This is a genomic window from Thiosocius teredinicola (genome assembly GCF_002009425.1).
Classification (GTDB): Bacteria; Pseudomonadota; Gammaproteobacteria; order Chromatiales; family Chromatiaceae; genus Thiosocius; species Thiosocius teredinicola.
Genome location: NZ_CP019936.1, coordinates 1,916,837 through 1,932,543, shown reverse-complemented (window position 1 = coordinate 1,932,543; position 15,707 = coordinate 1,916,837). Strand labels below are relative to the sequence as shown.

General features: G+C 59.3%; 11 protein-coding genes and 1 tRNA gene. 3 read left to right on the top strand and 9 right to left on the bottom strand.

All coding sequences use genetic code 11. The features are described from left to right. Positions 1-127: 127 nt before the first annotated feature. Together B1781_RS09300 and B1781_RS09290 are read left to right on the top strand one after the other, a co-directional pair. Complete coding sequence (locus B1781_RS09300; RefSeq protein ID WP_078119392.1) at positions 128-1,321, top strand: vWA domain-containing protein; 1,194 nt, start codon at positions 128-130, stop codon at positions 1,319-1,321. Positions 1,322-1,775: 454 nt separating this feature from the next. Next, entirely contained in the window at positions 1,776-3,056 is a 1,281-nt protein-coding gene (locus B1781_RS09290; protein ID WP_078119390.1) for a diguanylate cyclase, read from the top strand. A 265-nt stretch (positions 3,057-3,321) separates the two neighbouring features. Here B1781_RS09290 and B1781_RS09285 read toward each other — a convergent pair. From B1781_RS09285 to thrS, 9 genes are all read right to left on the bottom strand, one after another. Further along, a tRNA-Pro gene (locus B1781_RS09285) sits at positions 3,322-3,398 on the bottom strand. A gap of 59 nt (positions 3,399-3,457) precedes the next feature. Continuing rightward, positions 3,458-3,832 (bottom strand): MerR family transcriptional regulator, encoded by a 375-nt coding sequence (locus B1781_RS09280; RefSeq protein ID WP_078119389.1) that lies wholly within the window; start codon positions 3,830-3,832, stop codon positions 3,458-3,460. Further along, positions 3,804-4,112 carry an integration host factor subunit alpha gene (locus B1781_RS09275; protein WP_078119388.1) on the bottom strand — a complete coding sequence of 103 codons (309 nt, stop codon included), beginning with the start codon at positions 4,110-4,112 and terminating at the stop codon, positions 3,804-3,806. The genes B1781_RS09280 and B1781_RS09275 overlap by 29 nt, the downstream gene beginning before the upstream one ends. 4 nt (positions 4,113-4,116) lie before the next feature. After that, the gene (pheT, locus tag B1781_RS09270) at positions 4,117-6,495 is read right to left on the bottom strand and encodes a phenylalanine--tRNA ligase subunit beta (RefSeq protein ID WP_078119387.1); all 2,379 of its coding nucleotides are present in this window, start codon (positions 6,493-6,495) and stop codon (positions 4,117-4,119) included. 47 nt (positions 6,496-6,542) lie between these two features. Further along, on the bottom strand, positions 6,543-7,565 hold the full coding sequence (gene pheS / locus B1781_RS09265) for a phenylalanine--tRNA ligase subunit alpha (RefSeq protein ID WP_078119386.1): 1,023 nt from the start codon (positions 7,563-7,565) through the stop codon (positions 6,543-6,545). 160 nt (positions 7,566-7,725) lie between these two features. After that, on the bottom strand, positions 7,726-8,085 hold the full coding sequence (gene rplT, locus B1781_RS09260) for a 50S ribosomal protein L20 (protein ID WP_078119385.1): 360 nt from the start codon (positions 8,083-8,085) through the stop codon (positions 7,726-7,728). A gap of 19 nt (positions 8,086-8,104) precedes the next feature. Further along, positions 8,105-8,299, bottom strand: a complete 195-nt coding sequence (gene rpmI / locus B1781_RS09255; protein WP_078119384.1) for a 50S ribosomal protein L35 — start codon at positions 8,297-8,299, stop codon at positions 8,105-8,107. A gap of 119 nt (positions 8,300-8,418) precedes the next feature. Then, the gene (gene infC / locus B1781_RS09250) at positions 8,419-8,946 is read right to left on the bottom strand and encodes a translation initiation factor IF-3 (RefSeq protein ID WP_078119383.1); all 528 of its coding nucleotides are present in this window, start codon (positions 8,944-8,946) and stop codon (positions 8,419-8,421) included. A gap of 133 nt (positions 8,947-9,079) precedes the next feature. Further along, positions 9,080-10,993 carry a threonine--tRNA ligase gene (gene thrS, locus B1781_RS09245; RefSeq protein WP_078119382.1) on the bottom strand — a complete coding sequence of 638 codons (1,914 nt, stop codon included), beginning with the start codon at positions 10,991-10,993 and terminating at the stop codon, positions 9,080-9,082. A 386-nt stretch (positions 10,994-11,379) separates the two neighbouring features. On the opposite strand from thrS, the gene B1781_RS09240 reads away from it, so the two are divergent. Continuing rightward, the gene (locus B1781_RS09240; RefSeq protein ID WP_334223939.1) at positions 11,380-15,681 is read left to right on the top strand and encodes a hypothetical protein; all 4,302 of its coding nucleotides are present in this window, start codon (positions 11,380-11,382) and stop codon (positions 15,679-15,681) included. Positions 15,682-15,707: the final 26 nt, after the last annotated feature.

Below are 15,707 nucleotides of genomic sequence, written 5' to 3'. Positions count from 1 at the left end.
TTGCACACCACAGGCGAAACGTAAACTTTAGGTAAACACGCGCACCAACTGTTTACCTATTTCGGTGGTCAATCATTCGCCTCGTGCACATAGAGTGAGAACACACTTCAATGCCAGGAGAACCACCATGTTCAAGCCGTTTCTTTCATCGCCCGTCACCCGCGCTGTTCGCGAAACCGCGTCCGCCATGCTGTTGGCAGTGTGTCTGGGCGCTGCACCCGCTTTCTCTGCACCAGGTGCTCAGCCCAACGCTGCATCCGAGATCGCGGCAAAGGCGCCCCAGATCCAGCTCGCAATCCTGCTGGATACATCCAACAGCATGGACGGCCTGATCAACCAGACACGCGAACAACTATGGCAGATGGTCGACGAACTGGGCAAAGCCAAACGCAACGGCGTGACCCCTACGCTGCAGGTTGCCGTGTTTGAGTACGGCAACGACGGCCTACCCTCTCAATCGGGTCATCTACGCCAAGTGGTCGGATTGACGACCGAACTCGACCGCGTTTCCGAAGCATTGTTTTCGCTGACGACGAACGGCGGCAACGAATATTGCGGCTACGCCATCGACAAGGCGGTCACACAGTTGCAGTGGAGCAGCAACCCGCAAGACATGCGGCTGATCTTTATCGCCGGCAACGAACCCTTCACCCAAGGACCGGTGGACTATACCAAGGCGGTAGAGCGGGCCGGTGGGCGCGACATCACTGTCAGCACGATTTTCGCCGGTGAGCGACGCGAAGGTATCGCGACCGGCTGGATGCAGGGTGCACAGCTTTCCGGCGGCAGTTTCATGAGCATCGATCACAACCAGCAGATCGCCCACGTCGACGCCCCCCAAGACGCGGCGATCGCTCGCCTCAACCAACAACTCAACGACACCTATATCGCGTTTGGCAAACAAGGCAAATCGGCCCAGGAACGGCAACGCGTTCAGGACTCGAAGTCAGCGGATGTATCCCAAGCCTATCTGGCGAAACGCGCCAAGGCGAAAGCCTCTTCCGTATACCGCAATACCGGTTGGGATCTCGTCGATGCAATGGAAAGCGGTTCAGTGGATCTCGACGACGTCGAGACCGAGGCACTGCCGGAACCCATGCAGTCCATGTCAAAACCACAACGCGAAGCATTTGTCGCAGAGAAGAAGGCCGAACGCGAGTCGCTGCAGCGTGAGATCCTGAAACTCAGCGAGGAACGCGAGGCGTTTGTCGAGGCGCAGCGCAAGTCCAGTCAGCACAACGACAAAAAGACATTCAACGACGCGATCAAAGACACCGTCGGCAAACTCGCTGAGAAAAAAGAATACACCTTTGCCAAGTAGCCCAGGCCCAGCATTGCCCGATAACCCCGTCAACGGCGGTTATCGGGCGACTTGGCGCTTGCGAAACGGCACTTTCAACGCATTTCATGATGGATCACACACCTGCAACCCTGCGTCTCGGCAACAATCTTCAGAGGTGATTCATGCCCGTCGTCCACCTGCCGGACTGAGATGTAAAGACGCGCCTGTCGGGCATCCAAGAATGCGAATCGCGCGCCTCGGAACTGTTCAAGAATTGCGCTGACATACCGAAAAAACAGGTGCAGCAAATCCATGTTCAGAAAGACCCTAGTTCCCTCTTCAATGGCCATCTCGAATTCAAACAGTCATGCCTGGCGCGCTATCGGCGCGCGCCGATCGCCGCGCGAGGAAGGCGGCTGTTTCGTCGACGCTGCGCTGACAGCGGTAGTGTTCTTCGGCATCTGCAAAGCCGGCACAGGGAATCCTACTTAACGTGAAGATTCTGCTCGTCGAAGACAGCGCCACCCTGCGCCACGCCTTGTGCTCGTACATCGAACAGGCACAACACAAGGCCGTGGTGGCAAAGACCGGCGAAGAGGCGCTGCAGCTGATCGAAAACGACAGCTTCGATCTGATCATCATGGATGTCGAGATGCCGGGACTGAACGGTTTCGAGACCACGCGCTTGATGCGCGAATGGTTCGGCGACCATTGGGTACCGATCATCTTCGTGACCGGCAAGTCCGACGACAACAGCGTCTGTGAAGGCATCGAGGCCGGCGGCGACGATTACCTGACCAAACCGATCAGCCAGGTGATCCTCAACGCCAAGATTCGCGCAATGGAACGCATCGTGACGATGCGCAACCAAATGAACGCGCTCAACGCCGAGCTCGAAGCACTGAGTCAGCGCGACAGCCTGACCCAGCTGTACAACCGCCGTACCTTCGATGAGCTGGCCGCCAAACAATGGTCGTCGGTCAACCGCTACAACCGCCCCACCTCGGTCTTGATGATGGATGTCGATCATTTCAAGAAGTTCAATGATCGATACGGCCACCCGGCGGGTGACGACTGCCTGCAGCGCGTCGCACAGGCGATCAAATCGCGCGTGCATCGACCCGACGATATCGTCGCGCGATACGGCGGTGAGGAGTTCATCGTGTTGCTGCCCGACACCGACTTCGATGGCGCGATCACGGTGGGCAACGCAGTTCGCGAAGCCGTACAAGATTTGAAAATCCCACACGAATCCTCCAGCACCGGACAATTCGTCACCACCAGCGTCGGCGTGGCCTGTAGCGATTCAATCAACGGCGCCGATCTCGAGACCTTGGTCGCAACCGCCGACAAGGCGCTTTATCAGGCAAAACAACAAGGTCGCAATCGCGTCTATGCGCGCAAAGAGCAACCGCACAAAACCGTGTTGATCGTCGACGACGATCAAAACCACCTGCAGCAGATGAGTGAGTCGCTACGCAATCACTGCAATATCGTGACACTGGAGACCGGACACGAGTGTGTCGACATCGCACACAGCCTGCGCCCCGACCTGATTCTTCTGGACATCGACATGCCCGGCATGGATGGCGTGCAGGTATGCGAGCAACTCAAAGCCGACACCAAAACACAACGCATCCCGGTGATTCTGATATCGGCCAACGATCGCGAGAAGCAACTGGCGAAGGCAAACACCGCCGGCGCCGACGAGTACATGCACAGGCCGATCGACGAAGAGTTGTTGTTGTCGAAGGTAAGTGGGTTTCTTCAATAGGCCTTCGGCCGTTCTGCGGACCTCCAGTCCTTGTCGAACCAGCCATTTTGATGTCGGAGGTTCGAATCTTGGCTTCTTCTGGACAATAAAAAAGCCGCCCTTCGGCAGCTTCTTTTAGATTTGGTCGGAGCGAGAGGATTATCGGCCTTCGGCCGTTCTGCGGACCTCCGGTCCTTGTCGAACCAGCCATTTTGATGTCGGAGGTTCGAATCGTGGCTTCTTCTGGACAATAAAAAAGCCGCCCTTCGGCAGCTTCTTTTAGATTTGGTCGGAGCGAGAGGATTCGAACCTCCGACCCCCACAACCCCATTGTGGTGCGCTACCAGCCTGCGCTACGCTCCGAAATGCGAGCGCTGCATCCTATGGATGCGGCGCTTTTTTGTCAATGAAGCAATTCCTGGTCAGCTTTTCAGGATTTCGAGGAGTTCTTCGAGGTCGCTGCGCAGCTTTTTGATGGAATCCGGACTCGCCTGAACCTGCGCTGTCGGCGCCTCGTGCTTGTGACCTTCTCCGGACAACTGCTGACGGGCGCCACCGATGGTGAAACCCTGTTCGTACAGCAGGCTACGGATGTTGCGGATCATCTCGACGTCATGGCGCTGATAGTAACGTCGGTTGCCGCGCCGCTTGACCGGCTTGAGCTGTGGGAACTCCTGCTCCCAGTAACGCAAGACGTGCGGCTTCACCTGGCAGAGTTCGCTGACCTCACCGATCGTGAAGTAGCGCTTGCCCGGTATCGGGGGTAGTTCAATGTTGCTGCTGTTGGGATCCAGCATATGCCTCTACTCGAGCCTTCAGTTTCTGGCCGGGACGGAACGTGACCACGCGACGCGCCGAAATCGGGATCTCTTCACCGGTTTTCGGATTCCGGCCGGGGCGCTGCTTCTTCTCACGCAGGTCGAAATTTCCGAAACCGGAAAGTTTCACCTGCCGACCGTTCTCCAACGACAGGCGGATCTCTTCAAAAAACATCTCCACCATGTCCTTGGCTTCGCGCTTGTTCAGCCCCAACTCTTCAAACAGGTGTTCTGCCATTTCTGCTTTGGTGAGTGCCATTGCTTCAATCTCTCAGTTTCGCCGACAAACGCGCTTCGAGTGCCTTCAGAACGACACCTGTGGCGTCTTCTACCTCAGCATCCGTAAGCGTGTGGGAAGATTCCTGTAAAATCAAGCTCAAAGCAAGGCTTTTTAGACCGGAATCTAATTTCTCTCCAGTATAGACATCAAACAACTGGATGTCTCTGACGACCGGCGGGGCAACGTCACGGATCACGTCGAGAACGGCCTGGTACGACACCTCACGGGCCAGGGCCAGGGCAAAATCGCGCCGAATCGCCGGGAACTTCGACAACGGCTCGAACTTTGGAATGCCGCCGGTGCGCAGCGGCAACAGGTCGATTTCGAACAGATAGACGCCTGCCGGCACATCCAGCGCCTTCTGTGCCGCTGGGTGCAGCGCCCCGATCCAACCGACGAACTCGCCATTGCGCGTAATCCGGGCAGCTTGCCCGGGATGCAGCACTGGATGCTCGCAAATCTCGAAACTAAATTCAGTATCTTCGCTAACTTGTTGTAACACAGACTGTAAATCTGCTTTGATGTCGAAGAAATCGACATTTCGCGGCGGAGTACCCCACTGCGGTACCTGGGCCGGGCCGAAGATCAGCCCCGCCAGTTTGGGATGCTGCTCTAGCTCACCTTCGCGCCGGATGAAGGTCAGTCCGCTCTCGAACAGGCGCACGCGGCTCTGCTGACGGGCCAGGTTGTGCTTGAGCGTTTGTACCAATCCGGGCCAGATACTGGCGCGCATGTTCGCCATGTCGGCCGAAATCGGATTGGCCAGCACAATTGGCTCGACGTCGGGTGTGATCACCTCGGCCAACTCCGGCGAGATAAAACTGTAGGTGATCGCTTCCTGGTAACCGCGATGTACCAGCATCTGCTTCGCGGCCGCGAGGTTGAACTCAGCCTCGGGGCGGACAGCGACACTGACCGGCGCCGAGCTCAGGCTGGCCGGGATGTTCGCATAACCATAGATTCGACCGACCTCTTCGATCAGGTCCGCCTCGATCGAGATATCGAAACGCGCACTCGGCGCAGTGACCTTCCAACCGCCATCAGTCGACGCCACCGCCATGCCGAGACGTTTGAGGATGTCCTCAACGGTTGCATCGTCGACCTGCACGCCGAGAAGACGGACGATACGCTCACTGCGCAAAGCGATCGCCTGCTGTTTCGGCAGATCATCGACCGACGCCGCCTCGGTGATCGGTCCGGCCTGACCACCGACAATATCTGTCAGCAAGGCTGTCGCGCGCTCAATCGCCGTACGTTGCAGCTCATAGTCCACGCCGCGCTCGAAGCGATGCGACGAATCGGTGTGCAGGCCGTAGCTGCGCGCCTTGCCGGCGATCGCCAGCGGGGCGAAGAACGCCGATTCGAGCAGCACGTCTTTGGTCGCGTCGGTCACACCCGAGCCTTCGCCACCCATGATGCCGGCCATCGCCAATGGCTTTTCATGGTCAGCGATCACCAGCGTGTCGCTGCGCAACTCGGCCTCGCTGCCATCGAGCAGCGTGAGCTTCTCACCCGGCTCTGCCATGCGCACCTTGATGCCGCCGGCGAGTGTTCCCAGGTCAAAGCCGTGCATCGGCTGCCCCAACTCCAACATCACATAGTTTGTGACATCGACCACCGGCGAGATCGCACGCACGCCGCCGCGCCGCAGCTTCTCGACCATCCAATCCGGCGTCGCTGCCGCGGCATCGATACCACGCACGATGCGGCACAGGTAACGCGGACATGCTGCGGGGGCGTCGACCATTACCGCGAACTGATCGTCGATCGAAGGCGACACGGGCGTAATGTCAGGCGCGGTCAACGCCGCCTGGTTCAGTACACCCACCTCGCGCGCGATACCGGCAACGCTGAGGCAATCGGCACGATCAGGCGTAAGGTCGACATCGATGCAGGCATCATCGAGCGACAGATAATCGCGGAAGTCCTTGCCCACCGGCGCATCGGCCGGCAGCGGCAGGATGCCGTCGGACGTCTCTGCAAGGCCGAGTTCAGATGCCGAGCAGATCATGCCGAGCGATTCGACACCGCGCAGCTTCGCCTTCTTAATCTTGAAGTCATTGAGCAGGCGCGCACCTACCGTCGCAACCGGCACCTTCATGCCAGCGGCCACGTTGCGCGCACCGCACACGATCTGTGACGGCGCATCGGCGCCAATGTTGACCGAGCAGACGCTGAGCTTGTCCGCATCCGGATGTTGCTCACGGCTCAAGACCTCGCCGACCACGACACCGGTAAACGCTGGCGCCGCCGGTTCAACCGAGTCGACCTCGAGGCCGGCCATGCTCAACTGATCGGCCAGTTGGTCCGTGGAGATGTCGGGATTAACCCATTCGCGCAGCCATGCTTCGCTGAATTTCATTGTTCTTTCCTAACTCAATTCGATATCGATGAACGCACAGCGGATGCTCAGGCAAACTGCTTGAGGAATCGCAGGTCGTTCTCGAAAAACAATCGCAGGTCGTTGACGCCGTAACGCAACATGGCCAGGCGTTCGACACCCATGCCGAAGGCATAGCCGAGGTACTTCTCACTATCGATACCGACGTGACGGAATACCTCCGGATGAATCATTCCGCAGCCCAACACCTCGAGCCAGCCGGTGTGACTGCACACGCGGCAACCTTCGCCGCTACACATCACACACTGGATATCCACTTCGGCCGACGGCTCGGTGAACGGGAAGTACGACGGGCGAAAACGCACTTCGAGATCGTCACGTTCAAAGAAGCTGTGCAGGAAGGCATTCAGAATGCCTTTGAGATCGGCAAAGCTGACCTGTTCATCGACCAGAAAGCCTTCGACCTGGTGGAACATTGGCGTATGCGTCAGATCAGAATCGCAGCGATACACGCGGCCGGGCGCGATCACCTTCATCGGTGGCTGCGCGTCTTTCATATGACGGATCTGCACCGGCGAGGTATGGGTGCGCAGCAGCAGATGCTCGTCGAAATAGAAGGTGTCGTGCATCGCGCGTGCCGGATGATGCGCGGGGATATTCAACGCCTCGAAGTTGTGAAAGTCGTCTTCGATCTCCGGGCCTTCGGCTACCTCGAAGCCCGCACTGGCGAAGAACGCCTGGATGCGCTGCATGGTGCGCGTGACCGGATGCAAACCACCGGATGCCACATCGCGGCCCGGCAAGGTCACGTCAATCGTTTCAGAGGCAAGGCGCTGTGCCAACACCTCGTCTTCAATCGCCTGCTTGCGCGATTCCAACTCGGCCTGAAACGCCTGCTTGGCCTTGTTGATTTCCTGGCCGGCACTCTTGCGCTCTTCCGGTGGCAGCTTGCCCAGCTGCTTCAGGCGTTCGGTAAACAAACCGCTTTTGCCAAGATACTGAACCCGCACTTCATCGAGTGCGCGCAGGTCTTTTGCTGCGGCCAACGCGGCCAGCGCACTTTCCAACAACGTCGCTAGATTTTCGCTCATATCACATTCGCCACGCGCACACGCAGCGTTTCCCCTGGTGTTGTTCTGTCGTAACCCGGCGGCGCCACACCGCGAGGCAACAAAAAGGGGGAAGACCGGCCCGGCCTTCCCCCTTCTCTATCGATCACGCATACACCGGACGCAACGCCCGGCGCCGTCATCAGCTCGCGAGGGCAGCCTTGGCCTTCTCAGCGAGTTGCTCAAACGCCGGCATGTCGTGAACGGCGATATCGGCCAGCATTTTGCGGTCGACTTCGATGCCGGCTTTATTCAAGCCGTCGATGAAGCGGCTGTACGACATGTCGCACAGTCGCGCAGCGGCGTTGATACGCTGGATCCACAACGCACGGAACTCACGCTTCTTAACGCGACGGTCGCGATACGCGTATTGACCGGCTTTGATAACAGCCTGCTTGGCTACACGGTAAACCTTGCGGCGTGCGCCGTAATAACCTTTTGCAGCATCTAAAACTTTCTTGTGCTTGGCGTGCGCCTGTACACCACGTTTAACTCTTGGCATTACTCAGTCTCCTTATCGATCAGGCGTACGGAATCATGCGACGCGCTGCTGCCACATCACTCTTGTGCAACATCGACGGCGAACGCAGCTGACGCTTACGCTTGGTCGATTTCTTGGTCAGGATGTGACGACGGTGAGACTGGTTACGCTTGACGCCACCAGCAGTGATCCGGAAACGCTTTGCAGCGCCACGGTTGGTTTTGATTTTCGGCATTTTCGACTCCTTAAAACTCTCAAGGGTTGTGTAAAAGGCGGCCAAGGCAATGCCTGTTGGCCCGACCGCCCAACCGCCTTCAATCTGAAGACGGTCTGTTATTCATGTCATTTGCAGCGCTATTTACTGCGTTTAGGGCCGAGCACCATCACCATCTGGCGCCCTTCCATCATCGGTCGCTGCTCAACCTGCGAGATCTCCTCGAGGTCTTTCTCAATACGCTCCAGCAGTTCCAGACCGCGTTCACGGTGTGCATGCTCGCGACCGCGGAAGCGCATCGTTACCTTCGCCTTGTCGCCTTCTTCGAGGAAGCGATGGAGGTTACGCAGCTTCACCTGGTAGTCGCCGATATCGGTGCCCGGGCGAAACTTCACTTCCTTAACCTGAACCTGTTTTTGCTTCTTGCGCGCTTCCTGCTTCTGCTTCTTTTGTTCGAAGATGAACTTGCCGTAGTCCATGATGCGGCATACCGGCGGCTCGGCGTTCGGAACAATCTCGACAAGATCGAGCGACGATTCATCGGCAGAAGCCTGCGCCTCTGTAATCGGCACGATACCGACCTGTTCACCTTCTGCGTCAATCAGTCGCACTTCACGCGCGGTTATCTCTCCGTTCAGGCGATTCCGCTTCTCGGGTTGTCTGGCGATAGCCGTTGTCCTCTAGTCAATTAACGTTGGCCCGACAAGCAAGAAAGCACCGGCAAACGCCAGTGCTTTCTGGGATTCAGGCCCGATTCATCCCGGCTTGCAGCCCTAAGCGGGCAAACACCGGGGCTTCACATCAAGCGCGCTTCGCGACCTCGCCTTCGAACCGTTGGATGAGTTCATCCAACGGTATGGACCCGAGATCTTCACCGCTACGGGTACGTACCGCCACGCTGCGATTCTCCATCTCGCGGTCGCCGACGACCAAGAGGTACGGCGTGCGCTGCAAGGTGTGCTCGCGAATTTTAAAACCGATCTTCTCGTTTCTCAAGTCTAATTCGGCTCTAAAGCCTTTATCTTGCAGGCTTTTCACCACTTCCCGGCAGAATTCGGCCTGGCGGTCGGTAATGTTCATGACGACGGCCTGAACCGGTGCAAGCCAAAGCGGGAACGCACCGGCATGGTGCTCGATCAGAATGCCGATAAAACGCTCGATCGAGCCCAGGATCGCCCGGTGCAGCATGACTGGCACCTGTTTACTGTTGTCTTCGGCGATGTAGGTCGCCCCAAGACGCGCCGGCATCGAGAAATCGAGCTGAATCGTGCCCAGCTGCCAGACCCGGTTTAGACAGTCGCGCAGCGAGTATTCGATCTTCGGCCCGTAGAAGGCGCCTTCACCCGGCTGCAGTTCCCATTCGAGCCCGCGCTCGTTCAACGCATTCTCAAGTGATTTCTCAGCTTTATCCCATAACTCGTCTGATCCTACACGTTTTTCTGGACGCGTTGAGAGTTTGACGAGGACCTCTTCGAAGCCGAAATCCTTGTACACCTCGAACAGCAGATCATTAAAAGAGAGCACTTCCGACAGGATCTGTTCTTCGGTGCAGAAGATGTGCGCATCGTCCTGCACGAAGTTTCGCACCCGCATCAGGCCGTGCAGCGTGCCCGATGGCTCGTTGCGGTGACAGGAACCAAATTCAGCCAAGCGCAGCGGCAGATCGCGATAGCTTTTCAGCCCGTGGTTGTAGATCTGGATGTGCGCCGGGCAGTTCATCGGCTTGATCGCGTAGTCGCGATTCTCCGAATGCGTGGTGAAAATCATGTCACCGAACTTGTCCCAGTGACCGGATTTCTCCCACAGGGTGCGGTCGATCACCTGCGGCGTGTGCACCTCCTGGTAACCGTGGTCGCGCAGCTTGTCGCGGATGTACTGCTGTACCGCCAGGTAGATCGTCCAGCCGCGGTTGTGCCAGAACACCATGCCCGGGGCCTCATCCTGCGCATGGAACAGGTCGAGCGCCTTGCCGATCTTGCGATGGTCACGCTTTTCGGCCTCTTCCAACCGATGCAGGTATTCCTTGAGCTCTTTCTTGTCGCGCCAGGCCGTGCCGTAGATACGCTGCAGCATCGGGTTGTTCGAGTCGCCGCGCCAGTAGGCGCCGGCCAGCTTCATTAATTTGAAGGCCTTGGGCAGTTTGCCGGTGCTCGGCAGATGCGGACCGCGACACACGTCGAACCACTCGCCCTGGCGATACACCGAGACCTCTTCACCTTCGGGGATGATGTCTTCGATGATCTCGACCTTGTAGGCCTCGCCGATGTCGCCGAAAGTCTTCTTAGCCTGTTCGCGATCCCATACCTCGCGCTCGATCGGCAGGTCACGACCGACGATCTCACGCATGCGGTCTTCGATCTTCTGCAGGTCGGCCGGGCCGAAAGGCTCTTCGCGTGCGAAGTCGTAGTAGAAACCATCTTCGATCGCCGGGCCTATCGTGACCTGGGTGCCGGGATACAGCTCCTGCACGGCCTGCGCCATCACGTGCGCGGCATCGTGCCGAATCAACTCGAGCGCTTCTTCGTTCTTGGCGGTGATGATCGCCAGATCGGTATCGCTGTCGATCAGGTACGAGGTGTCGACCATACGGCCGCCCACACTGCCGGCCAACGCGGCCTTGGCGAGACCGGGTCCAATATCGGCGGCAACGTCTGCCACGGTTACGGGATTGTCAAAGCTCCGGCTGGAGCCATCGGGAAGGGTTACAACAGGCATGCTGCAGCATCTCCATAGTTCAGTGGTGGCCCCTACCAAAGGCCACGTGAAGAGACCGTGCACTAAAGCGGTGATCTCCAAGTAAAAAGCCGACCTGCGATCGGCTCCGTCTCCTAAACCCCGGAGCGTACCCGGGGTGCTCCAGTATAGCGGTTAGTCCATCACCTTCGCATGACCAATTGACGGCATTGCCCTAGCGCGTTTCAAAGCCTGTGCAATACTGACTGAAAACGAGTATCGCGCTTCCCACCCGCCGCTCGAGAGACCCGCCGAGATCGCGCTTTGCTCAGCCTTCGCATTTGCGAGCTCGCGTGCCGTATTCACTCGCAAGGCCAACAGCGTTCAAGAATAAGCAGCCACGAACCCCGTGCGACAGGAGCACAGCGATGGCCATAAGACGCAAGCAGGGTGAAACGCGGACCACGACACTCAGGCGAGCCATTCGTAATGCCACGACACGCACCGTCGTAGCCGGCGCATCCGACGCGATCACGGTCATCAACAACGACATCACCGCCGAGTTGGTGACCGACATCTTCAAACCGCCGCTGTTCCAGTTCGATCACATCGGCAACCTGTTCGAAAAGAATCGCCCCGGCAACGCCGTGGTGCGCAGCGACGATCTGCTGGCGCTGCGCGTCGAGGCCCGCAACCTGGATATCGTCTCGGGCGATCCGCCCCGCTTGGTCAAGACGTCGAACCGGACCAGCTACCTGATCCTGCACTTTCCGCCGCAGGCGATCATCGAGCAGACCTTCTACGAAGCCGAGCCGCCCGGAACCGACCTGCCGCCGGACGACCCGGATGCCGGCGGTAGTGGCGAGACCCCGCCCGACCCGCCGGTGCGTGCACGCATCGCCGATGAATCGCGCATCGTGTTTCGCGTACCCAACGACTTCGACATCCCGTACACACTCGAAGGCGTGCTCGAGGCCTGCGAATCACTCGCTTTGAGTGTTACCAACAACAGCCGGCCTCCCCCGTCGACCGGGCCGACGATCGAGTTCGGCAGCCTGTTCGACAAGGCCGCGATTCAGAAACTCTCGCCGGCGCAGCGCGGAGCATTGGCGGGCTTTGCGGTGCGCTCGCTACGCCTCGCTGCAGTCCAGCGTGACGACGCCACGCTCAGGTTGCGTCAATTCGGTGCAGCCGAGGCCTTGAAACCCGTGCCTGCCGACAAGGCGATACGGATTCCGGATCTGTCGGTGCGGCCCAACCCGCCCAAACCGGCGCTGCCGAGCGCCACGCGCACCGCGATCGAGCTGCCCTGGCGGCTGGTGATCTCGCCGCATGCAAACGAACGCTGGCGGCATGCCGCGGCTCCCGTCACCTCCGAAGCCACCGGCCATACCGAGCTGTGGCACACGCGCCTGGTCGCACCCGGTACGAACGGCAGTTTCATCGAACCGCCGTATGCCGACCCGCAGCGGACCATCCGTGCTGTCTGGGCCAAGACCGGCGAGTCATCGACGGTGACGATGAACGGCGACTTTCCCAGCACCAGCAACCCGCTGCCCGCGCCGCACAATGCGCCGTTCCGCATGCCGATGAACGATTTCGATCGCTTCCAGATCGCGCATCTGTCATCGAACTTTTCGCGCCGCGGGTTCACGCCGCAACCCGTCGATACCCATCTGTTGATGCTGAGTGCACTCGGCGGTTGGCTGGATTCGCGCGGCGCGTGGGAGCCCCCGACCGGCATGTCGGTGGAAGAGTGGGTGCACCGCGCAAGCATGGCGCGCGATCACTATGTGCGGATCGTCTACAAAGGTTTCCTGCTGCCGTTCGGCCACCGCGTATCGCTGGTCAAGGTGAGCGAGCGCAAGTTTCACAACGGGGCCTTGATCCCGGACGACGACAACCCCGGTCAGTTCAAACCCGGCATCGAATACCGCGCTGACAACGCCGCGTTCCTGCGTCAACGGCTGTTCATCGTGGTGCGGGAGCGAGAGCGCACCTATGGCGGTTCGCTGCACGAAAGCCTGCGCGACATCGCCGACACCAAGCGTTATCTGTACCAGCTGCCGTTTTCCAAGGTGCGCATCCTTACCCAGGTAACTCCCAACCTGGATGATCCGACGACCAACCCATCCGATATCAACGGCCAGGGCCAACTGTTGTTCTGGCCACATGTGGCCGACCAGGCATTTCGCTTCCAATGTACGGCGACCGATCTCGACGGTCGCACCGTCGCATTCGATATGCCGATGATCTTCATCGAGAACACACTGGCCGCGCCCGGCGATTTTCCGTCGGCCGATTTCAACATGTCGCAGGCGCAGGCCGAGTATCGAAACAAGACCAGTTTCAACACGGTACCGTTCAAGGGCCAGCGGGTTGCGCTCGCCGCGAGCAACAAGGCGGGCGACACCACGGTCGAAACAGAAGAGGTGCAGTTCGATATCGAAGCCGAAGTCGGCAACGCAACACTGCACAACGCCAGCGAGGGCTTCACGCGTCCGGTGTGCTTTCCAGGAGTCAAACTCGTCACCGCGCGGGTCGGCGCACTCGCCCACCTCGGGGGCACCGATGCGAACAACGAGCTGACCTGGAATGCGCACTATGTGAGACACGGGTTCGGCGCAAATGCGGGGCAGATATTCGCCGACGTCGCCAACAAGCCCGGCATGGCGTTGCTCGATTTTTCCAGCCAAGGCGACCGCTCGGGCGGCTATGTACAGCCCAATCTCAAACCCAAGGCCTTGTCACGATTGACCGGCCCGATGATGGGCGACGTCGGCAGTTTCATATCCGGCTCGGTGCCGGATGGCGCCGGCTTCCCGACCTCACCGGACGACTTGCCGTTACCGCTGCTGTTCGGCTGCATACCGCTGGCCGAGATCATCAAGGCGGTGGCCAATCTCGCCGACAACACCGATCAGGTACCGAAGTTCATCAGCGAGGCCAGCACCCAACTGGAATCGTTCATCACCGGGCTTGGCCGTACATACGCCTTGGTCGCCAACCTCGCTTCGCAGCCCGCCGACATCGCGTCCGCCGCGATTTCAGTATTCAACGGCACACTGAACGATATCCTGGCGCAGGCTACAGGCTACGCAGCGGCTCAGGTTGCGCCGCTGCAAAACGCCGCAACGCAGCTCACCGCAGCCGTCGATGACGTGGCCGGTGACCTGCAGTCGTTGCAAGGCAAGTCGATCAACGACGCTACGCTCGCCGCGCCGCTGGGTGACGTCGCCGGACACATCGCCACGGCGCGCAATCGCATCACGGACTTGGTCAATGCCGTCAATACGCCGATCAACGGTATCTCTCTGGCTGCCGGCCTTCGTCAACAGGCGCTGTCGTTCGCCAACAAGCTCGACGCCTTTCTCGCCGATCTCAACAAGCTCGCCAACCTGGTCAACCAGGGGTTGGCGCTGTACACGGCGTTGGACGACATCGTCGGCGACCCTGGCCAGCTCGGCGATCTGTTCTCGAACGCCGCCGAACTGAAGACCCGCATCGAGGCGGTCGGCAACGCCTTCGGTGGATTCAAACCCGCGATCAGCGACTTCAATCTGTTGTCGGGCGCACCGCGCAAGATTGTGCTCGACGCGCTGAGCATCATCGAACAACTGACCGACGGCGCCGACTTGCTGCAGTTGGTCGAGCTGCTGACCGGCGATGAGCTGACGATCCGCTTCGACTGGAACCCGCGCATCAGCAGCTGGTGGCTGCCCGGTGCCAACCCCAACAGCGACGATCCCATCTTCCGCGCCAACGACGAACGCGGATTCATCGTCGCGGTCGAGGCCAAGGTCAAGAAGAACGGCGGCGGCACCCCCAAGATCGGCGTGGTGTGCAGTCTGAAACATTTCGACTTGGTGTTGATTGCGCCCGCCAGCTTCCTCGAACTCAACTTCGAGAAGATCGAGTTTGCGGTCGACAGTTCGTCGAAGATGGATGTCGATGTGCTGCTGTCGGACATCAAGTTCGTCGGCCCCTTGAGTTTCGTCGAGACCCTGCGCGACCTGATCCCGCTCGACGGCTTCTCCGACCCACCCTACCTTGACATCACACCGCAAGGCATCGATGCCGGCTTCGATATCTCTCTGCCCGGCATCTCCGTTGGTGTACTCAACATCAACAACCTGAGTCTCGGTGCCGGCTTCTGCGTACCCTTCATCGGTCAGCCACTGAGCGTGCGCTTCAACTTCTGCACGCGCGAACAACCGTTCCTGCTTACGGTGTACATGTTCGGCGGCGGCGGATTCTTCGGTGTGACCATCGACCCGCACGGTGTGCAGATCCTCGAGGCCTCGTTCGAATTCGGCGCCAGCATCTCGGTCGATTTCGGTGTTGCCTCCGGCGGCGTGCATGTGATGGCCGGCCTTTACTACCGCATGGAGATGGACGAGTCGTCGTTGACCGGTTACTTCCGCCTCGGCGGACACGTCGATGTACTCGGCTTGATCAGCGCCTCGCTCGAACTGTATCTGGAGCTGCGCTACGAATTCGAAAGCGGCAAGTGCGTCGGCAAGGCCGAGCTGACCATCGAGGTACAGGTACTGGTGTTCTCAGGCAGCGTGACGATCACCTGCGAGCGCAAGTTTGCCGGCTCGAACGGCGACCCGACATTGCGCCAGATGCTTGGCTTCGACCCATCGCTACCGTTGCCGGACGAACTCGCCCTGATCAACGACCAAACAGATTACGCCTGGCGCGAGTACTGCGAGGCGTTCGCCTGAGAGGCATCAGCCGGAGATCCATAGGT

Excerpts from the sequence above, each read along its gene's own strand:
- B1781_RS09300 (WP_078119392.1), top strand. The coding sequence starts at position 128 with ATGTTCAAGCCGTTTCTTTCATCGCCCGTCACCCGCGCTGTTCGCGAA.
- pheT (WP_078119387.1), bottom strand. The coding sequence starts at position 6,495 with ATGAAATTCAGCGAAGCATGGCTGCGCGAATGGGTTAATCCCGACATC.
- thrS (WP_078119382.1), bottom strand. The coding sequence starts at position 10,993 with ATGCCTGTTGTAACCCTTCCCGATGGCTCCAGCCGGAGCTTTGACAAT.
- B1781_RS09275 (WP_078119388.1), bottom strand. The coding sequence starts at position 4,112 with ATGGCACTCACCAAAGCAGAAATGGCAGAACACCTGTTTGAAGAGTTG.
- B1781_RS09240 (WP_334223939.1), top strand. The coding sequence starts at position 11,380 with ATGGCCATAAGACGCAAGCAGGGTGAAACGCGGACCACGACACTCAGG.
- rplT (WP_078119385.1), bottom strand. The coding sequence starts at position 8,085 with ATGCCAAGAGTTAAACGTGGTGTACAGGCGCACGCCAAGCACAAGAAA.
- pheS (WP_078119386.1), bottom strand. The coding sequence starts at position 7,565 with ATGAGCGAAAATCTAGCGACGTTGTTGGAAAGTGCGCTGGCCGCGTTG.
- B1781_RS09280 (WP_078119389.1), bottom strand. The coding sequence starts at position 3,832 with ATGCTGGATCCCAACAGCAGCAACATTGAACTACCCCCGATACCGGGC.
- rpmI (WP_078119384.1), bottom strand. The coding sequence starts at position 8,299 with ATGCCGAAAATCAAAACCAACCGTGGCGCTGCAAAGCGTTTCCGGATC.